This window comes from Desulfobacterales bacterium (assembly GCA_030066985.1).
Taxonomy (GTDB): domain Bacteria; phylum Desulfobacterota; class Desulfobacteria; order Desulfobacterales; family JAHEIW01; genus JAHEIW01.
The window spans coordinates 58142-81543 of the sequence record JASJAN010000007.1 but is presented as its reverse complement, the minus strand read 5'-3'; the positions used below and the strand labels follow the sequence as shown (position 1 = coordinate 81543).

General features: G+C 49.6%; 17 protein-coding genes. 9 read left to right on the top strand and 8 right to left on the bottom strand.

The genetic code is table 11. From position 1 onward, the window contains the following. Positions 1-130: 130 nt before the first annotated feature. From QNJ26_05585 to QNJ26_05560, 6 genes are all read left to right on the top strand, one after another. On the top strand, positions 131-610 hold the full coding sequence (locus QNJ26_05585) for an Lrp/AsnC family transcriptional regulator (protein MDJ0984997.1): 480 nt from the start codon (positions 131-133) through the stop codon (positions 608-610). Next, on the top strand, positions 600-1952 hold the full coding sequence (locus QNJ26_05580; GenBank protein MDJ0984996.1) for a radical SAM protein: 1353 nt from the start codon (positions 600-602) through the stop codon (positions 1950-1952). Before QNJ26_05585 ends, QNJ26_05580 begins: the two co-directional genes overlap by 11 nt. A gap of 207 nt (positions 1953-2159) precedes the next feature. Then, positions 2160-3629: a leucyl aminopeptidase gene (locus tag QNJ26_05575; GenBank protein ID MDJ0984995.1), complete on the top strand. Its 1470-nt coding sequence runs from the start codon at positions 2160-2162 to the stop codon at positions 3627-3629. A gap of 169 nt (positions 3630-3798) precedes the next feature. Beyond that, positions 3799-4929 (top strand): MBL fold metallo-hydrolase, encoded by a 1131-nt coding sequence (locus tag QNJ26_05570; GenBank protein MDJ0984994.1) that lies wholly within the window; start codon positions 3799-3801, stop codon positions 4927-4929. A 35-nt stretch (positions 4930-4964) separates the two neighbouring features. Next, positions 4965-5930: a carbon-nitrogen hydrolase family protein gene (locus QNJ26_05565; GenBank protein ID MDJ0984993.1), complete on the top strand. Its 966-nt coding sequence runs from the start codon at positions 4965-4967 to the stop codon at positions 5928-5930. 38 nt (positions 5931-5968) lie between these two features. Continuing rightward, positions 5969-6166 (top strand): hypothetical protein, encoded by a 198-nt coding sequence (locus QNJ26_05560; GenBank protein ID MDJ0984992.1) that lies wholly within the window; start codon positions 5969-5971, stop codon positions 6164-6166. A gap of 118 nt (positions 6167-6284) precedes the next feature. On the opposite strand, the gene hisD is transcribed toward QNJ26_05560, so the two are convergent. Then, complete coding sequence (gene hisD / locus QNJ26_05555) at positions 6285-7580, bottom strand: histidinol dehydrogenase (GenBank protein MDJ0984991.1); 1296 nt, start codon at positions 7578-7580, stop codon at positions 6285-6287. 228 nt (positions 7581-7808) lie between these two features. On the opposite strand from hisD, the gene QNJ26_05550 reads away from it, so the two are divergent. Beyond that, positions 7809-9551: an aldehyde ferredoxin oxidoreductase C-terminal domain-containing protein gene (locus QNJ26_05550; GenBank protein MDJ0984990.1), complete on the top strand. Its 1743-nt coding sequence runs from the start codon at positions 7809-7811 to the stop codon at positions 9549-9551. A gap of 83 nt (positions 9552-9634) precedes the next feature. Next, entirely contained in the window at positions 9635-10231 is a 597-nt protein-coding gene (locus QNJ26_05545; GenBank protein ID MDJ0984989.1) for a hypothetical protein, read from the top strand. Positions 10232-10312: 81 nt separating this feature from the next. Here QNJ26_05545 and QNJ26_05540 read toward each other — a convergent pair whose 3' ends face one another. From QNJ26_05540 to QNJ26_05520, 5 genes are all read right to left on the bottom strand, one after another. Then, a complete protein-coding gene (locus QNJ26_05540) occupies positions 10313-11491 on the bottom strand; it encodes a thiolase family protein (protein ID MDJ0984988.1) in 1179 nt (392 codons plus the stop codon). Between the two features lie 242 nt (positions 11492-11733). Continuing rightward, entirely contained in the window at positions 11734-14139 is a 2406-nt protein-coding gene (locus QNJ26_05535; GenBank protein ID MDJ0984987.1) for a 3-hydroxyacyl-CoA dehydrogenase NAD-binding domain-containing protein, read from the bottom strand. A gap of 339 nt (positions 14140-14478) precedes the next feature. Beyond that, on the bottom strand, positions 14479-15417 hold the full coding sequence (locus QNJ26_05530; GenBank protein MDJ0984986.1) for a LysM peptidoglycan-binding domain-containing protein: 939 nt from the start codon (positions 15415-15417) through the stop codon (positions 14479-14481). Positions 15418-15422: 5 nt separating this feature from the next. Beyond that, positions 15423-17231, bottom strand: a complete 1809-nt coding sequence (locus tag QNJ26_05525) for a protein kinase (protein ID MDJ0984985.1) — start codon at positions 17229-17231, stop codon at positions 15423-15425. Positions 17232-17868: 637 nt separating this feature from the next. Continuing rightward, a complete protein-coding gene (locus tag QNJ26_05520; GenBank protein MDJ0984984.1) occupies positions 17869-19212 on the bottom strand; it encodes an HD domain-containing phosphohydrolase in 1344 nt (447 codons plus the stop codon). A gap of 118 nt (positions 19213-19330) precedes the next feature. Here QNJ26_05520 and QNJ26_05515 point away from each other — a divergent pair, with 118 nt between their 5' ends. Next, a complete protein-coding gene (locus tag QNJ26_05515; protein ID MDJ0984983.1) occupies positions 19331-19615 on the top strand; it encodes a hypothetical protein in 285 nt (94 codons plus the stop codon). Between the two features lie 120 nt (positions 19616-19735). Here the strand turns inward: QNJ26_05515 and QNJ26_05510 are convergent, their stop codons facing one another. Continuing rightward, entirely contained in the window at positions 19736-20869 is a 1134-nt protein-coding gene (locus QNJ26_05510; GenBank protein ID MDJ0984982.1) for a cyclic nucleotide-binding domain-containing protein, read from the bottom strand. A gap of 129 nt (positions 20870-20998) precedes the next feature. After that, positions 20999-23089, bottom strand: coding sequence for a 6-phosphofructokinase (locus tag QNJ26_05505; GenBank protein MDJ0984981.1), 2091 nt, complete (start codon positions 23087-23089; stop codon positions 20999-21001). Positions 23090-23402 lie beyond the last annotated feature (313 nt).

Genomic DNA, 23402 nt, shown 5'->3' with positions numbered 1-23402 from the left:
GGGCCTTTCATTGACATTGTGGCCTAAGGATCTTAATTAGCTCCAGAGACATTTCAGTTTTGGATATAACAAGCCGGTACCCTGACACCTGACACCCGAAACTTGATATCTTATCAATTATAGGCACCACATGCTGACAGAACTTGAAAAAAAGATAATCGCCTCGATCCAGGAGGATATGCCGATTAGCGAGCGCCCGTATGCTGCGATTGCCGAAAAACTGGCAATCACAGAATCAGAGTTGTTAGACAAATTGCAGGATCTCAGCCGGCGCGGTGTTATCCGGCGTTTCGGGGCCACCTTGCGGCATCAGCGTGCCGGGTTTAATGCTAATGCGATGGTGGCCTGGAAAGTCGATGAGGATCGTATCCAGGAAGTCGGACAAAAAATGGCCTCCTTTCGTCAGGTGTCTCATTGCTACCGACGCAATCCCACCGCTGACTGGCCATATAACCTCTATACCATGGTGCATGCCAACGATGAGCAGGCATGCCAGGAGACGGCGCGTAAAATGTCCAGGGCCACCTCCGTAAAAGATTACACCCTGCTGTTCAGTCGTGAAGAACTAAAGAAAACTTCGATGGTGTATTTTCCCTCCGATGAAACCTGATGTTCCCCATATTCTGCTAATCAACCCCTGGATTCATGATTTCGCCGCCTATGACTTCTGGGCCAAGCCATTGGGGGTACTTACCCTGGCGGCTTTGCTCAGGTCCCATGGTATATCGGTGTCCTACATCGATTGCCTCGACCGGTTTCACCCCCAAGCAGCGCCCGGCGACCCGTCTGCACGCTGGGGTCGTGGGCCCTATTTGAAGACACCCATTAACAAGCCGCAGGGACTTGATGATGTGCAACGCCGCTTTTGCCGTTACGGGATCAAACCCGGCTGGCTGGCGCAAGATCTGAAGGACATACCGGTACCTGATTTGATTATGGTGACCTCCTTGATGACCTACTGGTATGGCGGTGTTCAGGAAACCATCGCCATGTTGCGTGACATTTTTCCGCAGACGGCCATCATCTTAGGCGGTATTTATGCCAGTTTGTGCAGAGATCATGCCCGCCAACACGCCGGCGCAGATGACGTTGTCACTGGCGCAGCAGAAGATGCTGTCTTTGACATCGTCGCCCAACACACAGGGTTCAAGGTGACCGCGCGGTTTGACCCGCAACAACTCGATTCATACCCTTACCCCGCCTATGATCTGCAAAACTGCATCAATTATGTCCCCCTGATGACCTCACGCGGCTGTCCGTTTAAATGCACCTACTGCGCTTCCCATTTTCTAAGCCCCAGCCGGCTGTGGCGCAGCCCGGAATCGGTCCTCGAAGAAATCAAATTTTGGTATCACACCCATGGCATTACCGATGTTGTGCTGTACGACGATGCCTTTTTAGTCGACGCCCAGCAACATGCCGTGCCGCTGCTGGAAAAAATTGTCCGGTCCGATCTTGGCCTTCGCTTTCACACTCCCAACGCCGTCCATATTCGCGGTCTGACCGCTGAAACGGCAAGCTTAATGTTCGACGCCGGCTTTACCACCCTGCGTCTGGGATTGGAAACAGTTAAATTCGAGGAACGTGAAGACATGGACCGCAAGGTAACCCAAGATGATTTCAGGCAAGCTGCCGGGTATTTAAAAGCAGCCGGTTTTACCTCAGACCAGGTTGGCGCTTACCTGCTTTTAGGATTGCCCGGGCAGGATCTGGCTGCGGTTGAACACTCGATTCAGGTGGTTCGGGCCGCAGGAATAACGCCCATCCTGGCATATTACTCACCGATTCCGTATACCGCGATGTGGCCAGCAGCCAAAAGCGCATCGCGTTATGATTTGGCAGCCGACCCGATATTTACCAACAATTCAATCCTTCCCTGCCAATCGGAAGCATTTAATTGGGATACCGTCAGCAGATTAAAAGAACTTGCTTCTGGTTCGAACTCGGCATAAAGTCTTATACCTGAAATTTGCATGAAAATTAATGAGAAGTCGGGACCACATCCATATAATGAGTTAAGTAAATTAAAAATGTAAAACAAAATACCAAATAAAAATAATGGATAAAAATCATTTTATCTCATTAATTTCCATGCAAAATTCAGGTTGTGCGTAATCATAAGCACCTCAATCTGCAGCCATGAAAAGGAGCAACCAAAAATGATAAGCCTCAAAACGGTAGCGCTGAAGACCCAAAAAATCGATACCCTTGTCGTGCCGGTATGTGCAGACAAAAAAATCCACGATGATCGATCGATCAACGCCGTCATCCAAAAGGCGTTAACGCTTAAAGAATTTAAGGCCGACAGAGGCGATCGTGTGACACTTTACGAATTCAAAGGTCTTGCCGCCCAACGAATTATCTGCGTGGGGTTGGGAAAGTTAAAGAAAATCGATTTGGAAATGCTGCGATCCTTTTGCGGCGCAGTCGTCAACCACTGTATCAAAGCCGGCTTTGATTCCCTATGGATGGCTGTACCGACCGCCGCAACGCTTAAATTAGAAACGCCGGATGTGCTCGAAGCCATGATGGAAGGAGCCTGTCTGGGAAATCACATATTTGACAAGTACAAAAGAGAAAAGAAAAAGAAACCGCTCAAACAAATCAACTTCTGGGTCAAACCACAGGCAGCCAGTAGGTTGAGATCAATCGCCCCCAGGGTCCGCACCACTTGTGCCGGCACCATCCTGGCACGCGACTGGATCAGTATGCCATCTAACGACAAGACACCGGAGCAATTGACCCGCGCCATTGTTAATCAGGCCCGCAAATATGGTCTTAAAACCCGCGTGTTGCGCGAAAAAGAGTTAAAGCAACATAGGTTTGGCGCTCTGCTGGCGGTGGCCGCCGGCAGCCGGAGCAAACCCAGCCTGGTGATACTGGAGCATAAGCCGCCCAATGCCAAAAAAACCCTTGCCCTGGTAGGCAAAGGGGTGACCTTTGATTCCGGAGGCCTCAACATCAAGACCGGCGGCAGCATGGCCGGCATGAAAGCCGATATGTCAGGAGCCGCGGTGGTGGCAGCCACCCTGATCACACAGGCCCGGCTCAAAACCGGCCGCCATATCATCGGCGCTATCCCCATTGTCGAGAATATGCCTTCGGGCACCGCCACCCGGCCAGGCGACATTGTGCGCAGCCATGCCGGCAAAACCATTGAAATCGGCAATACAGATGCCGAAGGCCGCTTGATTTTAATCGATGCCATGTCTTATGTGGTCAAGAAACACAAACCGGCAGTGATGATCGACCTGGCCACACTGACCGGTGCCTGTGTGGTTGCGCTGGGGGAAAAAATCGCCGGTGTCTTTACAGCGGATCATCAGCTGTCAGAAGCCATCCAGGCCTCCGGCAACAAAACCCATGAGCGCTGCTGGCCCATGCCGTTGCCCCAGGATTACAAAGAGCTGCTCAAAAGTGATTTTGCCGATCTGAACAATATGCCTAGTTCCCGCTGGGGGGGCGCCATTACGGCCGCATTGTTTTTATCTGAGTTTAGCGGAAATACCCGCTGGGCCCATATCGATATTGCCGGCCCGGCTTACAGCAAAAAAGGCAATGCCTATTGCGGCCCCGGTGGCACCGGGTTCGGGGTGCGACTGCTTTGTCATTTAATCGAAAAACTATGAACCTATATAAAAAACGAGGACGAGTGTTAGTCAAAGTTGCCGCTCGTACTCGTCGTCGTCCTCGTACTCGTTAACTAACGCACAGTGGTTAAGCGCTTTGCCCTTAGCCTTTTGCCATTTGATAAGTCTAAAAAGTGAAGTCGCCGTTTGAAATCGAAAGGAACCAAACTTGATCGAATATGCGGAAATGATAAGCGAAGGCGATAGTAGCGGCAATGAGATGGTGGTACGCTTTCGGTTGCCATCCGGGCTTGAAATCTTCGGTCTGCCGACGAAAAATACATACGGCGGCCACTGGGATTTGGGGCCGACCTGGAATTATGCCGTCATGGCCGACCGTCAGTTTCTGGTGGATGCGGGCAAATTCAACCAGGGCCATCGACTGCTGGCCATGATGGAGGTGGCGGGCGTCGGCCACAGCGATTTGGATTTTGTTTTGATCAGCCACAGCCATGAAGACCATGACGGTGGGTTGGCCGAGTTGATCGAGACCACCCAACTCAAGGTCAAAGCCCACGCAATTTATGATCAGCTGATTCGACATTACCCGGCTCAGTCACCTGAACAAACTAAGAAACATTTCCCGGCCAAATGCTGGCACTGTTTTATGCCCGAGTCCTTTTATGCTAAAAATTGCCTGGACTATCACCGGGTGCTGCAGGGTTTAATGGTGGAGGTGATCGCTGACGGCCAGACCCAACTGGCGCCCAAGGTTTGCGCTTACCACTTGCCGGGTCACAGCCCGGACTGTCTGGCCGTTCGGCTGGGGGATGAGGCCATCATCGTGGGCGATATTGTCTTACCCGATATTTCACCTTGGCCGACCCGCAAAGCCATGTTCGCTGAGGTCGCTGATGTCCTCAAACCGACCTACACGGATGCGGCGGCCATCTTTGGCTTAAGCCGTTATATCCAATCCTTGAAGACCTTGATTAAAATTGCCGATGATCATCCGGGATTGCTGGTGCTGCCCGCTCATCGTTTATACTACAATGAGCGCTGGAACCCGATTGATCTGGCAGAACGATCCCGACAGTTGCTCGCCCACCACATCGAGCGCTGCGGTGCCATCATCGAAATATTAAACGGCAAACCCAAATCCGCCGAGGAGATAGCCGCCGAGCATTTTGACGACCGTCTACTGGAAGGTTTTGGCGCATTAATGGCAACCAACGAAATTATCAGCCATTGTGAATTGCTGATTGACAGCGGGGATGTCATCACAGCAGATGGCGACCGTTATGCCGCCAGCGGCAGTACCCGATTTGAAGCCCATATAAAAGGTTTACCGACAGATTAACCAAACACTACCTCAAAGGAGTCTTTATCCCTCAAATGTCAAATTACAGTTCATCAGAGTTATTGACGGTCGGGCTGGCGCAAATCGCACCGGTCTGGCTGGATCGTCACCAAACGCTCGAAAAAATATTAGACTATGTCACCAGAGCCACCACACAAAATTGTCAACTGGTGGCCTTTGGCGAAGCCCTGTTGCCCGGTTATCCCTTCTGGCTCGAGCTGACTGACGGCGCGCGCTTTAATTCAGCGGTGCAAAAAGAAATCCATGCCCATTATATGGAACAGGCGGTGCAAATTGAGGCCGGTCATTTGGATCCGATTTGCAAAACCGCTGCCACCCATAAAATTGCAGTGGTTTTGGGGTGCATCGAGCGTGCCGCTGATCGCGGCGGTCACAGCCTGTATTGCTCGCTGGTCTATGTCAATCCAGAGGGCAGCATCGAGTCTGTCCATCGCAAGCTCATGCCGACCTATGAAGAACGCCTAACCTGGTCAATTGGCGATGGGCACGGTTTGCGTGTGCATCCACTGGGAGCTTTCACCGTCGGCGGTTTAAATTGCTGGGAAAATTGGATGCCATTGGTTCGCACGGCGCTTTATGCCCAGGGTGAAGATCTGCATGTGGCCATCTGGCCCGGCAACCTACGCAACACTTACGATATTACTCGCTTTATCGCCAAGGAATCCCGCTCCTTTGTGATCTCAGTTTCCGGGCTAATGCGGTTACAAGATTTTCCGGCCGACACACCGCACCTGGAAAGGATTCTGGAGGACTGTCCCGATACTCTGGCCAACGGTGGATCCTGTCTGACAGGTCCGGATGGTGAGTTCATCATTGAACCGGAGGTTGACCAGGAAGTGCTTTTGACCGCAACAATTGACTACCAGCAGATACGCGAAGAAAGACAGAATTTTGATCCCAGCGGCCATTATGCCCGTCCGGATGTCACCCAGTTAACGGTCGACCGCCGGCGCCAAAGCACGCTGGTGATTAAAGAGTAGCCAGGAAACGACAGTCACAAAAGGAGGCTCTTGTGGAAATGAAAAAAGTGATAGCCGGATGGAGCAAGATCTGCCCTACCTGCAATATTGGCCGTAAATATCCGAATTCCTTTCTCGGCAAAAAAGTCAGAGAGCACTGGGAAAAAGGCTGCCCCTCTCACAACGCCTATGTCGAAGTGTACGGCAGCGATGAGCCTTGCCCGATGCGTATCCGCGAAAAACTCGGCAAACAGTGATTTCACTGGAAATGATTGCATCAAAAAAAGGTGGCTTGATGCAAAGAAACCTCACATTTACGTTCAGTAATGGTCTTTGGACTGCTCCCATCCCCCTATCCCGATACCTGACGTTCGATTAAAGTCGGACCTTAATAGACTTGGCATGTGCGCCCAAACCTTCAATTTCCGCCAGGCGCATGATATCAGCGGCCTCACGCCGAAAGGCCTTTTGCGAGTACTGAATTACGCTGGTCTTTTTGATGAAATTATCCACCGACAAAGCAGATGCAAATCGGGCCGTACCGGCAGTGGGCAGCACATGGTTGGGACCGGCCATATAATCACCCACCGATTCCGGGGTATAATCGCCCATAAATACGGCACCGGCGTTGCGGATGGTGCCGACGACCTCAAACGGATCCCGCACATGCAGCTCAAGATGCTCCGGGGCAATGCGATTGGCCATTTCTATGGCATCCGCCATCGTTTTGACCACGATGATCGCACCGTATTTTTTTAGCGATTCTTTGGCAATCTCTGCGCGCGCCAGTTCTGGAAGCTGCGCTTCGAGCGCTTGGACGACAGCTCGCGCCAAGCGGGCCGAATCTGTAATCAATATGGCCGAAGACAGCACATCGTGTTCGGCTTGGGACAGCAAATCTGCAGCAATGAAATCAGGCCTGGCGCCATCATCGGCAATCACCAGAATCTCACTGGGGCCGGCGATCGAATCGATCCCTACGGTACCCATTAGAATCTTCTTGGCCAGGGTGACATAAATGTTGCCCGGGCCGACAATGACATCCACTTTGGGAATCGTCTCGGTGCCATAGGCTAAAGCGGCAATAGCCCAAGCACTGCCGGCCTTGTAGACGGCATCGGCACCGGCCTTTTTGGCCGCCACCAGCAGATGGGGGCTTACGCCGCCGGCTTTGGTCGGCGGTGTCACCATTGCAATCTGTTTAACACCGGCGACTTTAGCAGGTATCACGCCCATCAGCACTGAAGACACCAAAGGTGTTTCCCCTCCCCGGGCGCCGGGCACATATACGCCGGCGGCATCCACCGGGTGGACGAGCTGACCCAGCATGGTTCCGGGACGATCGGTTTGCATCCAGGACCGGCGCCGCTGCTGCTCATGAAACCGTTTAATATTGGCTGCCGCCCGGTTTAATGCCCGCGTAAAAGTTCGATCCACTTTTTGTGTGGCTTCTGAAAATTCCTTTTCAGTCACCTGTATCGAACGAAGAGTGACCCGCGCAGAATCAAACTGTCGCGTATAGGCAATGACCGCCTGATCGCCGTTTTTGCGGACATTTTCACACATGCGGCTGACCGCGGCCAGTTCTTTTTTCTGAAACACCAGACCGCGTTTGACAATGCGGGCAAGCCGCTGCTCAGCCGAACGCGACGGAAAATGATAAATTTTCATGAGGATATCCTTCCTGTGTTCAATCCACATATCGATTGCAGGATACATATAGAGGATTTTAGGCGAACTTGGCAAGCACTTACCGTAAATACCTTGACATTACAGTTCAATCCGCATATGAAAATTGAGGTTATACCTGCCAATTCATTTTCAAGGATCAATCGTTCTAAATAGCCAAATATGGCAGATTTGTGGGATTTATTCTTTAACCTAAAAAAGGAGGTGCACATGGACAAGATTCTAAGAATCAACATGGGAGCGGACGGCGGCCCGTCGGTTAGAACCGAGCCCCCGGGCGACTATGCCGGGGCAGGCGGTCGCGGACTAACCTCGGCCATCGTTTCGAAGGAAGTTCCGCCATTATGCCACCCCTTGGGGGAAGATAATAAACTGGTCATTGCACCGGGACTGTTGAGCGGCTCCACAGCAGCCATGTCAGGCCGTTTATCGGTGGGGTGCAAGAGCCCTTTAACCGGCGGCATCAAGGAAGCCAATGCCGGGGGGCAACCCTCACAAATGCTCGGTCGCTTGGGGTATGCCGCCATCGTGCTGGAAGGCAGCCCAAAAGAAAACACGCTTTATAAAATTATCATCAACAAAGACAACGTTGACATTCTGGAAGACAACAGCCTGTGCATGCTCGGCAATTACGACCTGGTCGACAAAATGAAGGCTGAATACGGTGAAAAAATTTCCTGCATCTCCATCGGTCAGGCCGGTGAAATGAAATTGGCCGGTGCGTCCATTGCCTGCACCGATATGGAACTCAGACCCACCCGCCACGCCGGCCGCGGCGGTGTCGGCGCGGTGATGGGCGCCAAAGGGGTCAAGGTCATTGTTATCGATGAAGCCGGCATGAAAATGCGACAGCCTCAGGATCCGGATGCATTCAAAGCCGCCAACAAAGAATGGGTGGCCGGTTTGAAAAAGCACCCGGTCAGTGGTGAAGGCCTGCCGGCATACGGCACCAATGTATTGACAAACGTCATTAACGAAGCCGGTGCCTATCCCACTAACAACTTTCAAAAAGGCCAGTTCAAAGGCGCCAGCAATATCAGCGGAGAAACCCAGGCTGAGTTGCAAGATGCCCGTGGGGGCAAGGGCTCTTCAACACACGGTTGCCATCGCGGCTGCATCATTCGCTGTTCTGGAACATTTCGTACCAAAGACGGAGAATTTCTGACCAAACAACCTGAATACGAGACTGTTTGGTCCCACGGCGCTAATTGCGGTATCGATGACCTAGATACGATTGCCATGCTGGATCGCCTGGATGATGATTTCGGGTTGGATACGATTGAAATGGGTGCCACCATAGGAGTGGCCATGGAAGCTGGTCTGGCTGAGTTTGGCGATGCCGAAGCCGCCATCCGGCTGGTTAAAGAAGTCGGTGAAGGAACGCCGTTGGGCCGTGTCCTTGGCAGCGGTGCTGCTGTCACGGGTAAGGTGTTCGGCGTTGAAAGAGTCCCGGTTGTCAAGGGGCAGGCCATGCCGGCCTATGATCCTCGCGGCATACAAGGGATCGGCGTCACCTACGCCACAGCCACCATGGGCGCGGATCATACCGCCGGTTACGCCGTCGCCAGCAATATCATGGGTATCGGCGGATCTGTGGATGCGCTTAAACCGGAAGGGCAAATTGAACTTTCCAGAAACCTGCAGATTGCAACGGCGGCTGTCGATGCCACCGGCATGTGCCTGTTTGTTGCGTTCCCGGTCCTGGATCAGCCGGAAACATTTCAGGCGCTGATCGATATGATTAATGCGTTCTATGGCCTGAGCCTGACAGCTGACGATGTCACCGAGTTGGGCAAATCCATCCTGAAAAATGAACGCGAATTTAACCTGGCGGCCGGCTTGACTTCCAAAGATGATCGCTTGCCTGAATATTTCAAAAAAGAAAAGCTGCCACCGCACGACATCACCTTCCTGGTCGAGGATGAAGAACTTGATCAGGTGTTTAACTGGTAAATGACAGACAAACCGAACAACCAAAATGGGGAGAGCCACCTGGGCTCTTCCCATTTTTCTTGAAACAGCAGGAAAATTGACCAATGACAAAACTAACTATTGAAATCAGAAGTGAATTGCTGCCCCGGTTTAATTCCTTGTTGCAGCAAGGTTTTGTCGTCACAGCGCAAGCAGGCTGCAGCATTAAAGATTTCCTCTGCAAACAGATGGGCATTGGGGAAGACTATCTTCAAAACCGGATTCAAACGCTATTTTTAGACGGAATGCCGGTAGACGATGTTAAAAAAGCTTATATCCAGAATAGCGCAACACTGGCCCTTTCCGGCGCCATGCCGGGTTTGGTCGGCGCTGTGTTACGCAGTGGTGGGAGTCTGGCAGCGATGCGACATTCCATTTCCTACAGCGGTGGTCCCGCGCCGACTGACAAAGGAGTGGCCCGGGTCAAAATCAAGCTGTTCAACTTGATCTTAAAAGAGTTGGGGCCCCTATTTTTGGCAAATGGCGCCCTAATTCCTACCGAAAAGTTTAAAGACTTTCTGTCACGTAACCTTGCAGATTTGAAGCCGGCATGTTCATCCGTACAATTGGTTGACCGCCGTATAGAAACCATTGAGTTAGAAAGCATCACATGGACAGACCCGGAGATCTTGTTGCAGGTTAAATCTGACAGGGCCACATAGCCACATCTAATTTATACACGATTATAAATAAAGGCTGCCCAAAGGTTCAGCCTTGTTCGTCTGTATAATCGCTTACAACATTTACTCACACAGCTCCAATAAGGCTGCGGCGCCCATGCCACCACCAACACACATGGATTCCACGCCATATTTCACACCGTGCTGCTGCATGTTGCTGAGCAGTGTGGCGCACAACTTGGCACCGGTGCATCCCAGCGGATGCCCCAGGGCAATGGCGCCGCCGTGGATGTTAACTTTTTGCTGATCGATGCCGAGCGTGTTGATACAGTAAAGGGCCTGGGCGGCAAAGGCCTCGTTAATCTCAAACAGCCCGACATCTTTTAAGTCCATCTCGACCTGTTTCATCAGCTTGGGGATGGCCAGCGCGGGGCCGATCCCCATTTCATCCGGTTTGCAGCCCACAGTGGTATACCCCTTAAATTTGGCGATCGGTTTTAGCCCCAGCGCTTTGACTTTGTCTTCACTCATGATCACGCTGGCCGCAGCCCCGTCGGTCATCTGGGAAGCGTTACCGGCGGTAACCGATCCGCCGGCGGCAAATACCGGATGCAGACTCGCCAGCCCTTCCAGGGTGGTATCCTCCCGGATACCGTCATCAAATTCCTGCATGAAAGTTTCTTTTTGATAGGTCCCATCTTTTTGCGCAACGTAGCGGGTGGCCGGGGTGGGCACCAGCTCCTTAAATAACTTTTTCTTTTTGGCTTCAGCGGCTTTACGCTGGGAATGATAGGCAAACTCATCCTGGGCTTCGCGCGAAACATCGTAGCGATGGGCCACATTTTCAGCGGTGATGCCCATGGAGGCAAATAGATCCGCCATTTTTCGAGTGTATTCCGGATGCGGGCGCGGCAGATTGCCGCCCATGGGGACGTAGGTCATGGACTCCACACCGCCGCCGATAACAATATCCGACCAGCCGGACATCACCCGCAAGGCAGATTGAGCAATGGCTTCCAGACCCGAGGCGCAGAAGCGATTGACCGTGGCGCCGGAGACATCCACCGGAAACCCGGCAATCTGTGATACAATCCGTCCTATGTTAAGTCCCTGTTCGGCTTCGGGAAACGAGCAACCGATCATAATGTCTTCGACATCCTTTTTCTCAAGCCCCTTGGTTTTGTCGACAACCGCTTCCAGAACAAAGGACAGCAAATCCTCCGGCCGGGTGTCTTTAAACGCTCCTTTTTTTCTTTTACATCCCGGTGTCCGTATCGACGTCACAATATAGGCATCTCTCATGATCTGTCTCCTTTGCTAAGTTCGCAAAACAGTCAATTTTTTAAAATTAAAAACTTTACCGACCGCATATCGACTGTGTCCATTTTTAATCGAAGTGTTTACGCTATTTATTTTAGTTGGAAATGTGATAATTTTTTGATGTGCAAGGCCGCACAAGGGTTTATGCCTGAGGCGTACTTAGAGTACGTTGAAGGCGTAAACCCGCGGAGAACGCTGCCCATCGGAAAATTAGCCATTTCCATTTAGTTCCTTAAGGGTTTGCCTGTGGTCAGCATATGATCAATTCTCGCCAGCGTCTTTTCTTCTTTCAAAAGCTCGATAAAAACCTGGCGCTCCAGCGTTAAGATCACATCTTCCTCAACCTGGGCGTTGTCGCGCACATCGCCACCGCTGATAACAAAGGCGATCTTTTTGGCCAGCAGGGCATCATAGTCGGTGATAAACTTACCATTTAACATATTGGATACTTCTGCAGCGACCATGCCCTGGGCGGCTTGACCCAGCACCTTTATTTTGCGCTGGATCGGCGGCGCATAACCGTCGGCGACCATCTTTAAGACTTCTTTTTTGGCTTCACCAATCAAATAATCGCGATTAAAAACAATCCGGTCGCAAGGGCCTAAAAAGCCATTGGCTCGGGCATCGGTAGCCGAGGTTGACACTTTCGCCATGGCAATGGCCATAAAGACCGGCAGAAAAAATTTGGCCAAGTCAAAATCGGTCACCGCCTCGGGCAGTGCACTTAAATATTTTTTCATCAGGTTCAGACAACCGCCGCCGGCTGGTATCAGCCCGACGCCAATTTCCACCTGTCCCATGTACAACTCAGCATGCGCCACAATCTTATCCGCCGCCAGGCAAACCTCACAGCCGCCTCCCAGCGTTAAACCGTAGGGTGCCGCCACAACAGGAATGGGCGCGTAGCGCAAATCTTGCAGCCCATACTGCAAGTTTTTGATCAGCGCATCGATGTCGTCATAGCGTTTATCTTTGACCGCTGCAGCCATATCGGCCAAATTGGCACCGGCCGAAAATGCACCCGGCAGACCACCCGCCTGGTTTCCGATCACAAGCCCAACGCCGTGCTGATCAACATATTCCCTGGCAGAATGAAGCGCTTCTACGATTTGCTGATTCAACGAATTCATTTTCGAGTGAAACTCAAGGCAAAAGACCCCGTCGCCCAGATCGATCAGGGAGGCGGATTCGGAGGTTTGAACGACCTTTTTCCGGGCCTTTAAGGATTGCAGCGAAATAATATTGGGGCTGAGCACTTTCTGTTTATAGCTTTTGGATTTAAAATCGTAGAAAAACACATTGCCGTCTTCATTTTTGTAAAAAGCGGTATGTCCGGCTTTGAGCATATTTAGGATATGTGATGGTATTTTCAAACCGTCTTTTTGCATGCGCGCAACCGATTTCTTGAGATTAAGGGCATCCCAAGTTTCAAACGGCCCCATTTCCAGATTAAAGCCCCAGCGCATCGCATTGTCGATATCCACAATCGTATCTGAAATTTCAGGGATCCTGTTGGCTGCATAGATCAGATTGCTGGCCACCGCCTTCCAGGCAAACCGGGCTCCCTTGTCTTTTCCATAAACCACAGCGCGTATCTTTTCAGGCAGGGTTTTGGCTTTTTGGGCTTTGGCCAGACAGGGAAAATCCACCGGCTGAGCCTCGGCATAGTCAAGGGTCTCCGGATCAACGACTTTGCGGATTTTCTGCCATTCCGGTGTCAATTCGGTTTTATAAAAACCGCTTTGGCTTTTTTTGCCCAGCAGTTTTTTTTCAATCATGGTGTTTACAAATTGGGGCAAAACAAAACTTTCCCGGTCCTCATCATGGGCGATTAGCGCATATGTATTTTGCGCCACATGCGCCATGGTATCCAGACCGACGATATCGGCGGTTTTAAACATCCCGGTCTTCGGTCTGCCCATGGCCGGCCCGAAAAGGGCATCCACCTCTACAATGGAAACACCCTCTTCCAGCATCAGTTGCATGGCCTTGACAATTCCATGCACACCAATGCGATTGCCGACAAAATTGGGGGTGTCCTTGGCCCAAACAATGCCCTTACCCAGAATCCGCTCACCAAAATCGGCCATGAACTGCAAAACTTCCGGTAGGGTTTCTTCACCGGGTATAATCTCCAGCAATTTCATGTATCGCACCGGATTAAAGAAATGGGTCCCCAAAAAATGCTGCTTAAAGCCCTTGCTGCGGCCTTTAGACATGGCTTTTAAGGGGATACCGGAAGTATTGGAGGAAATGATGCTGTCTTTTTTGCGAACAGGCTGGATGCGTTTAAACAGATCTTGCTTAATCTTCAGGTTTTCGATCACCACTTCTACGATCCAGTCGCAATCGGCAATTTTCTCGAAATCATCGGTCAGGTTGCCAATGGATATACGCTTTGCATCAGTGGGTAACATGAACAACGCCGGCTGGGCTGCCAGAGCCGTGTCCAGACCGGCCTTAACCATCCGATTACGCGCGCCCGGATCCTTTTTTTCTTCCTTTTTGAGGCCCGGGGGTACAATATCCAGCAATAGTGTTTTGATTCCCGCCCCTGCCAGCAGGGCGGCGATACCCCCCCCCATAATTCCGGAACCAATCACAGCAGCGGATCTGATCTTTCTCGGCATAATATCCTCCTCGTCAAATTGATACCACCAAAATGAATGAGTATTCATTCATATGCGCTAAGCGCTCGTGTCAATGAAAACCTTCATCTGGTGGCGGCATACCGGATCGACTGTATATAACTATCTATATATATTTAAAATATGTGGTGTAAAGAATAAACTATAGTCATTTTTGATGATGAAAGCAATAGCAAAATAAAAAAATGAATGGTCATTCAATGCAATTGGAACGGTGATACAGGTAGGATATTGACGGTGTTCCCCAAAGCCAACCCAATCACCGGCCCTGCAGAACAGGAGCGGTGATTGGAATTTAACCGGCGGCCGATGTTTGCGTCGTTAATGTTCCTGAAGCTGCTTAGGCCCAAAAAGCTGGATTTTTTTGGGTTTGGCCCTTGGGGTGGCGTCTTCGGTTTTGGCTGTCTTGTGCATGGATTTATGATCCAGCGGTTTATCGGTCAGCAGCAGACCCGAAGGGATGTAGATTTCATTTCCGATCAGCAGAAGCTCAGGATTAACATCCGGATTGACATCGGCAATAGCTTTGTGGTTGCCGGCATCACCGGTGTACCATTCAGCAATTTCCGATAATTTTTCGTCTGTCTGGGTGACCGTATGAGCAAAGTACCCTGGCAACGTTTTGGCGACCACTTTGCGGGGCAGTGGTTTTTTGGTTTTCATCAATTCCGGTGGAATGTAGATCCGGTTACCCAGCACAATACGATTGGGATTCAGGCCCGGATTCGCTTGCGCCAACTTTTTCCAGTTCCCATAGTGGCCCGTGTACCATTTGGCAATCAAACTTAACGATTCGCCACTCCATCGCACCTGGTGTACAAAATAATAAACTCGGTACTTGGCGGCAAATGCCTCGGTGGGTCGTGTCTTCTTTTTAACCAGTTTGGCAGGTATCAAAACCGGCTGATGGGCAGGGATATGTTTTGGCTTCAGCTTCGGATTGGCGGCAGCCAAAGTTTTCCAATTTTCAGAATCACCGGTAAACCATGCCGCGATACCGGGTAGCGTCTCGTAAGACCACTTGGTGCGGTAAACCAGGTAATTGGAATTTTTAGAATATGGCTGCAGCGCTGTTTCGTCATCATCGGATGATGAAAGCTTGTCCTCCATTGAGTGCCATTTCTCTTTTACCCAGCTTTTGGAATTTTCGTATTTTTGGCCTAGATTCATTTCTTTGACAGTGGCACAGCCAACCAGCATCATCATGATCATCCCGCAGATGGTCATTTTGGTGAGGCTATGTTTAAATATTGCGGTCATGAGCGTTACTCCTTGTCTTCCATTATTTGCGCTAGCAATTCGGCGGCGGATGTATTTGCCGGATTGATGTCCAGAGCCCGTTTGAGGTTTTTGACACACTGTCTTTGCTCACCCAACTGATTCTGCATATAGGCCAAATTAAACAAAGCTTCATCAAGGAAATCCGGTTCCAGATCCACAACCCGCGAGTACATCTCTTTGGCCTGCAGGTAATCTTCAGTGATCGCGTAAATGTAGCCTAGATTAAAAAAAGAATTCGGAAGCAGCGGTTCAAGTTCGGCCACCTTGCGGTAGCTTGCGATGGCCTGCGGGTAATTGTTCTCACGAACATAAATAAATCCCATTTTTGACAATGCCTGAACGCTGGCGGGCTCCAACTCCAGCGCTTTAAGCAATGCGTTTTTGGCTGCTGCCGGATCGCTGGCAAGCAGCTCATTGGCCATCCCCACCAAAGCAGACAAATAGTCTGCTGAATATCCATCTAGATCCGAATCATCAGTTGTTATCAGCGATTCAAATATCGCCACCGCACGGGAAAATTGTTGATCTTCAAGTGCTTGGCGAGCGGATTTGATGTGGTCTGCGTTGATGTCCGCTTTTGGCTTTACGGGCGCTGACATGACCGAATAAGCCGCAACAGACCGGTCTGAGGGCGTAAACGGCACCTCGGTTAAACTGAGATTGAACACAAAACCCAAAATGACCAGCAGCGCTGCCGGTGCAAAACGCCATATGGTGTTCTGAATGGGTACCGCCATCCGGGCTTCCGGAAGAAAAACGGTGCTACCCGTATTTTCGCTATCGATAGATGAGGGATGGTTTGCCAGAGACCGATGCTCCCCTTTCGCCTGAGTGTTGTTCCACAAGGCCGTTTCTTCTACAGCCAATTCCTCTTTGAAATAGTCCTTGATAAATCCGGCAAAACGCCGGCTGCTGGGTCGCACAGACAACTCAAAAATACATTCTTCCAAGTCGGCCAGCATCTGCCCGCAGGTCTGATAGCGGTCATCGGGATTCTTTGCCAGCGCTCGATCAACGACCGTCAAAAGTTTAGCAGGAAGATCCGGGCGCAGTGTGTTCAATGGTTCGTATCGGGCTTTTCGCACTTGGCTGTAAATGTGCATGGTCTCGCCTTCAAACATCCGACGCCCGGCCAGCAGCTCGTATAAAATAATGCCGGTGGAAAAAATATCGGAGCGATGGTCGATCGTGTGACCCATCGCCTGCTCCGGCGACATGTACGCCACTTTGCCTTTAATCAACCCCTCGTGAGTAGTGCTATTATGACTGGCGGCTTTGGCGATGCCAAAATCAATGATTTTCACCTGACCTTCATAGGTGAGAAAGATATTCTGAGGATTGATATCCCGATGGATGATATTCAGGGGCTTACCCTGTAAATCCTTCAGCTTATGCGAATAATCCAGCCCGGCACAGATGCGTGAAACAATGTAAAGGGCGCTTTCCAGGTCCAGAGGGCTTTTGTTCTTTTTAACCTTGTGGAGCAGCTTGCGCAGGTCTTTGCCGAAAAGATATTCCATGGCAATAAAGTATTCGCCATCGATGCTGCCAAAATCATATATCTGGATGATGTTTTCATGTTGCAGCAGTGCGGCAAGCTTGGCTTCATCGATAAAGGCCTTGACCAGATTGCCCTCGTCGGACAGGTGCGGCAAAATCTTTTTGATGGCAACCTGCTTTTCAAAACCGTGATCTCGAGTGACCTTGGCAAGATACAGCTCGGCCATACCGCCAGCGGCAATTTTCCGCAGCAACTGATATCTTCCAAATTGTTTGGCTTCAAAGTCTTTCATTTAAAAAATTGATTCCTCGGTTTTCGACATCACATGTTTCGCTGGAGTGGGTTTGCTTCTTGAAAAGGGTTGCCATTGGATGTCAGCGGCAACTGCAACGACCCATCGATCAACCCTAAATCTGGCTTATATATCGGCAATTTGGAAAGGATACTTGAATGGATTTTGAAGGATCTCTTGAATTTGGCCAAACTGACGGGATTTGCTTTTCAAATCTGAACATCGCCTGCTGCGTTTTGGCGCTGCGACGCTGATAATTAGGGTGAGAAAACTTTTTTTTTGATGACGGATGTTACGTTAATGGATATTTTTTTTCAGGTATTGTTAGAGTTTAGCGCCACACTGCAAATTTTCATGAAAAGGAAGGATTGGGGATTTTTCTACCTGACTTTGACGAAAGCGGAAATAACTATCAGTTGCATTTAAATTAAGGATAGGCGCCAATCCAAGAATGATAGGGCATTATTGGAGAGTGATAAATCGTTTCCAATTTGGTCCGCCGCAGGCGGATTTTGATGAGTCCGCCTGAGGCGGACACAAGGATTTCCGTCAAGGCGTACATGAAGTACGTTGCAGACGGAAAATTCGCGGAGAACGCAGCTCATCGAACAAAGGGCCATTTCCATATGGAAACGAATTAGTGGCCGACCGCTTGCACCCTCTCCTGATCAAAAGCCGCTTCCTCTTGCAGCCGTTCCTTGCGCACGCGGTTGAATTCTTTTTCGATAACTATAAAGGCCTCAACAATCTCCGGATCAAAGTGCTTGCCTTTTAAGCGGATAATCATTGTTTTGGCTTTGTCGTGTGAATAGGCTTCTTTATAAAAACGTTTGGTGGTCAGGGCATCATACACGTCTGCGACAGCAATGATGCGCGCCGATAATGGAATGGCTTCGCCTTTTAAGCCGCGAGGATAACCGGTACCATCCCATTTTTCGTGGTGGTTGTAGGCAATTTCCTTGCCCATCGCCAGAAAGGATTTCCCCTCGATCTGTGAATCGATAGCCTTTAACGCATTGCCGCCCATGATGGTATGGCGTTTAATGATATCAAACTCTTCCTCAGTCAGTTCCCCGGGTTTAAGCAAAAGCGCATCTGGTGTGCCGACTTTTCCGATATCGTGTAAAATGGAGGACTGATAAATATCGTCAATATACAGTTGGTCGATGCGGTCTTTAAATTTGGAATTTTCAGCCAATTGCACCGCCAGAATCCTGGAATATTCCCGAATCCTTTCCAGATGGGTGCCGGTGCCCTCATCACGATATTCGGCGAGTTTGGCAAGACCCAAGATGGTGGCACTACGGGCTTCATGCACTTTGCGGTAGGATTCGAGCAAATCCATTTCCATTTTCTTCTTTTCGGTCCGGTCCCGCAACACACCGCGATATCCGATGGGCGCACCCTTTGAATCCTGCAACAAAGCGGCCGAGGCTTCAATGAATAAAGTGGCGCCTTCTATCTTGAATTCACAGTCAAAAGCTTTAACCGGCCTGCCGCTGCGACGGCACTCCAAAAAGGTTTCATAGATGAGGCCGGCATTCTCATCATCCATAAATTCCCAAAGGGTCATAAACCTCAGATCCATTTTGGGTATATTGAGTATTTTACACAGCGAATCATTTACAAACGTAAAATACCCCTCAAAGTCGACCTCATAGTACCCCTCTTCGATACTTTCGAGAATCGTTCGATATTTTTCCTCACTTTCCCGCAACGCTTCCGCCGCTTTCTTGCGTTCATTGATCGTAAATTGAACGTGAGAGCCAAACATCAAAAACAGGCAAAACACGATGAGCCGCGGCCAGATTTCACTGATATTGGGCCCGAAGATCTGCTGGTAGAAACTGATTTCGTCCGGTGAAAAAACATTGAGAAGGGATTCCAGCGCCCAATACAAGGCCCCTAAAAAGATGGCGGTCAGGACCATGTAATCGGCCATATCGACACGATATCTCATAAGTTTTTTCAATTTATTCATATAGTTATATTCCTAAAAATCGGCGGTAATTGACGAACCAGGCGTGGTTTGATAAAATGATAAGAATTGGTGATCACACAAACCCACGTATATTGTATCTCAATATTATAAGGTCATAATGATGAATGCAAGAATTAAGAACTATATCCTGATTGGTATCCTAGCGGCAGTCGGCTATTTCATTATGGACAATCATTTCATATTTCACGGCAAAGATGTTCACCTTCTTAAGAAAACGAATCTGCACCTGCATTACACCTTTTTCAGCTTGAAGGAGAAAAAGCCGGCAAAGATACTCAAAATCGATTACTTGCGCGACGCGGGTATCGGCGATTTGCTCGTGGAATTGGGAATGATTAACGAAGATCAAAGACATAAGCTGGAAAGCGAGTATTACGAATAGCCAACTGCTTTAGTTCATTTAAAGTCCAGGTTACGCCTAAACGCGTATCGTCTCTAATCTCAGTCAATCGATTCATTTTTGAGTCTATTAGGCGCTGGCATCCAACCTTGCTGCCAGTTGCTACTCGCTTTCATTCAGCAGATTCGCAAATACCATCAACAATCCGCTCATTTGGGGCGACATCTCCTCAAACCGGATCCCCAGGGCAACCGTTCGTTGCTGCTGCTCATCGAATATTTCCTTACTCCAGGCAATTGAGCCCAGCACATTAATGGTCATTGCTTCTGACGGCATGGACATTTCTATTTTTGCATTTTGGATCGATTTATAGATCGATGAGACATTGGCATATTTGGCATCCAGCACAATGCACATCCCATCGATTGAAATATCCCGGCAGAGACCATCCAGAATAAGTCCATAATGTCCGGCTGTTCCCGGCCAGATCTTTAGGTTCATTTTGATAGGCAGTTTATGCCGATCCGCCTTGCGAACCGCGCGCAAGGCTTCTATATCCTGTTTTTCGGAACGCACCTTAAACAAATCGATAAGGGCCAATTCAATCTTGGGGTGTTTGCGACAAACCTGTCGCAGATTTTCCTGCATGATTCTGACAAGCTCTGTCCGACCGGTGGTCACCGTATGGCAGTAAGACAGTCGCTTTTCTTTTAATGGATAAACGTGCCCGAAAAAATCATTTTCGGATAAGATGACACTTGATTTGGGCTGATCATCATCGGCTTTTTTTAGCGGTTCATAGGTTGTCGCTTTGATCGCGCCGGCAACAATAAAATAAAGTGCGTTTTCCGCGTTGCCGATCTTGCTGATCGTCCTTCCAGCCGGCAGACGAACGATCTCGATTTGTTTAATCAGCTCTAAAAGTGCTGGTTGCGATAAACTCGCAAAAAACGCATTCGTCGGTATTTCGTGGTATTTGCTATTTTGCAGGGTTTGCCACAGTTCTTGTGTTTCAGCCGCCAACGGCTTTTTGACTTGCCATTTTAGGAATTGACAAACAATTGCCTGCAGCAGCAGACCGGCTGTGGTATATAAATTTGCCGCCTGATGGTAAGCTTGAGCGGCCGCATCCGGTAGTTGCTTGCGAAGCAGAAGATCGGCATATGCCCGGTGTAAGGCCGGGTCATTAGGGAAAATTTGAAGCATGCCGTGGAATTCAGTGATGGAATCAATCGTAATGGTTCCATCAATGATATGCTTGGCAATGCTAATTTGTTTACTCAACTGCGTTTTCATGAGCCTCTCAGATCATCGGATCAAAAAAACCAAATGGAAAAGCGCCGGTTTGCCGTCGCAGGCGACCGAAAATAAGTTACCGATATCTATCAAACTATTATCCTACCGCTAAGCCCACCATGATTGCAATCAACAAATCGCATTTAATTCAAGGGTGATGGGTCGTTCCTCCTCGCTTTTTCCGGTAAATCTGATGGGACCCGGCCTTCTGAAATGGTCGCCTGCGGTATTCGCCGCCAACCAACGTTCACGATTGGCCTTAACGATTTGAAACGCGGCAGACTGGACGTCGACAATACTTTTTTCCAATACCAGTGCCAGACGGCCTTTACGTTCTTCAAGATGCATCAAGGGCGCAATCGGTATGCCGATGGGCTCCCATTTAGAAAAATCCTGCTCCAGATTTCGAATGGCGGCCATCTGCCCAGTGGCCCCGTTGGCAATCAGGCTGAAGACGGTCCGCCCCAGATTATAGGTGTATATACAATCAAAACGCGTTGGATCGTTACCCCGGCCGTCATATCCGTAAAAATGATTTTGCGTCTTTAAGGCCGGAACCGACTTTTTAAAGATTTTTTCAATTGCCGCCGGAATGGCTTTATTTGCCTTTAGCATTTCGCCATCGGCCAGGGTCTGCTTGAGGGTTTTGAGAGACATAATGGCAGATTTTCTCAACAAAATGTCAGCCTGTCCGTAATTTTCAAATAGCAGGGGACCAAATATGTCTGGGTCCAGATCGGCACGCTTCAAGGTTTTGCGGTAATGGTTTTTGTGAATACCCAGACGGTAACGGCCTTCTTCTTTTAGAATGTTCAGATAATCGGTGACCAGATCCATCAAGACCTTCTCGGTTTCAACCTGAGAAAACGGGAAATTACCGTGACTATCCCTTTCCATCAAGAGCCCTTCCTGAAAAAAAGCCGGAATGTCGTTAAACAGGTCGTCATCGCGTGTGTTCCAGAGCGTAAAAGAGGCATCCTCTCTGGAGCGCTGGGCCAGACGTCGCAAATACTCCAGTTTGTCTTCCAGTAGTGGAAAGGCGGCATGAAAATCCTGATCGCGGGTTTGGTTGTGATCAGCAATTATGGTATTCAACTTGATGATGAATACCTGAATTTCGTTGATAAATTCCAAAACCCCTTCGGGTACCACGATGACACCGTAATTTTTGCCAATGGCTGCCCGCCGCACGATGCCTTCACAGATGACCCTTGAGAGATGACGCAAAGTGATCCCGTAAGCATGGTAATCAACCCTGCCCTCCTTGCTCGCTTTTTCAAGCCGCCTTTGATCGACATAATCGGCCAGGTCCTCACCGATGAGCGTCATGTTGGCATGGGTTTGCAAAGCCACCTCCAGCGCCAGGTGGCTGGCCACCCGGCCCATGACTTTACAAATATGCCAGTATTTCACATCGGAGCTGCTGTCGGTGCACAAATTACTGATGGAATTGGCAAATGCACGCGCGGCGGTGTGAAATCCGAATGACATGGCGCAAAGGATGCGGCCGTTATCATCTCTGACCTGGATATCGCCGTCGATCGTCTTGGGGACACCAATAACCTGCACCCCGTCGGCAAACATTTCCTGGGCCAAAAAAGCAGCATTGGTGTTGGAATCATCTCCGCCCACAATTACCAGGGCATCCAAATCCAGTTTTTTACAGGTAGCCCGGCACAGTGCCATCTTGTCAGGCGTATCGATTTTGGTTCGACCGGTTTTGATCATGGTAAAACCGCCCAGATTGCGGTAAGCATCTACCAGCTCATCGTTGAGTTCGAGCGCTTCATTTTCGATAATCCCATCCGGACCGACTAGAAATCCGTACACCCTGGATTTTGGGTTGGCCTTTTTCACGGCATCATACAGCCCGGCAATCACGTTGTGTCCGCCGGGAGCCGGCCCCCCGGAAAAGACAATGCCGATGTTTCGCCTTTTTTGATAGGTCTCGGTTAACTTGGTATCAGCCTTGTCAAGACCCTGTATTTTCTGAACCGTATTGCCGATAATGTCGGGCAGCTGCTTTTGTGCTTCTGGATCCACCGAAAATTGAAATCCATCGGCTTGCTGCAGACGGGAAAATTTCTTGGTTAAGGCCTGGCAGACCGGCGGCGAATATTGTCTTCGTTCCAGCAGTTCCGCATTGACATTGTCAGTGACTTTGAGCACCTGGGGATGCTTTAACAGATCTTTGATCTGAATTGACTTTTTTTCTGGCATGAACATCTCCGCAACAATAGATTCCTAGCATTTGATACACTCAGACAATGGTTACCGTCGGTTTTATCCAACCTCATCATAGGGTGTCAATATTATTTGTAAAAACGAACCTTTTTTTATGAATTGGCCCACCCGGTTCAGATCACTACTGCCACGGGCGATTTGAATCTCGTTTAATGGTTGAAGGGCTGTGATAAACAGAACCCAATTATAAAAAACGACTTGCCATTTATATGGATTGTGATAAGTAAGCATCGTTTATAGTTCAGCATCCTATGTTGACTAGGCCAACACATCCGAAAGCAAAAACAAA

Excerpts from the sequence above, each read along its gene's own strand:
- QNJ26_05585 (MDJ0984997.1), top strand. The coding sequence starts at position 131 with ATGCTGACAGAACTTGAAAAAAAGATAATCGCCTCGATCCAGGAGGAT.
- QNJ26_05580 (MDJ0984996.1), top strand. The coding sequence starts at position 600 with ATGAAACCTGATGTTCCCCATATTCTGCTAATCAACCCCTGGATTCAT.
- QNJ26_05575 (MDJ0984995.1), top strand. The coding sequence starts at position 2,160 with ATGATAAGCCTCAAAACGGTAGCGCTGAAGACCCAAAAAATCGATACC.
- QNJ26_05565 (MDJ0984993.1), top strand. The coding sequence starts at position 4,965 with ATGTCAAATTACAGTTCATCAGAGTTATTGACGGTCGGGCTGGCGCAA.
- QNJ26_05560 (MDJ0984992.1), top strand. The coding sequence starts at position 5,969 with ATGAAAAAAGTGATAGCCGGATGGAGCAAGATCTGCCCTACCTGCAAT.
- hisD (MDJ0984991.1), bottom strand. The coding sequence starts at position 7,580 with ATGAAAATTTATCATTTTCCGTCGCGTTCGGCTGAGCAGCGGCTTGCC.
- QNJ26_05550 (MDJ0984990.1), top strand. The coding sequence starts at position 7,809 with ATGGACAAGATTCTAAGAATCAACATGGGAGCGGACGGCGGCCCGTCG.
- QNJ26_05545 (MDJ0984989.1), top strand. The coding sequence starts at position 9,635 with ATGACAAAACTAACTATTGAAATCAGAAGTGAATTGCTGCCCCGGTTT.
- QNJ26_05540 (MDJ0984988.1), bottom strand. The coding sequence starts at position 11,491 with ATGAGAGATGCCTATATTGTGACGTCGATACGGACACCGGGATGTAAA.
- QNJ26_05535 (MDJ0984987.1), bottom strand. The coding sequence starts at position 14,139 with ATGCCGAGAAAGATCAGATCCGCTGCTGTGATTGGTTCCGGAATTATG.
- QNJ26_05530 (MDJ0984986.1), bottom strand. The coding sequence starts at position 15,417 with ATGACCGCAATATTTAAACATAGCCTCACCAAAATGACCATCTGCGGG.
- QNJ26_05525 (MDJ0984985.1), bottom strand. The coding sequence starts at position 17,231 with ATGAAAGACTTTGAAGCCAAACAATTTGGAAGATATCAGTTGCTGCGG.
- QNJ26_05520 (MDJ0984984.1), bottom strand. The coding sequence starts at position 19,212 with ATGAATAAATTGAAAAAACTTATGAGATATCGTGTCGATATGGCCGAT.
- QNJ26_05515 (MDJ0984983.1), top strand. The coding sequence starts at position 19,331 with ATGATGAATGCAAGAATTAAGAACTATATCCTGATTGGTATCCTAGCG.
- QNJ26_05510 (MDJ0984982.1), bottom strand. The coding sequence starts at position 20,869 with ATGAAAACGCAGTTGAGTAAACAAATTAGCATTGCCAAGCATATCATT.
- QNJ26_05505 (MDJ0984981.1), bottom strand. The coding sequence starts at position 23,089 with ATGCCAGAAAAAAAGTCAATTCAGATCAAAGATCTGTTAAAGCATCCC.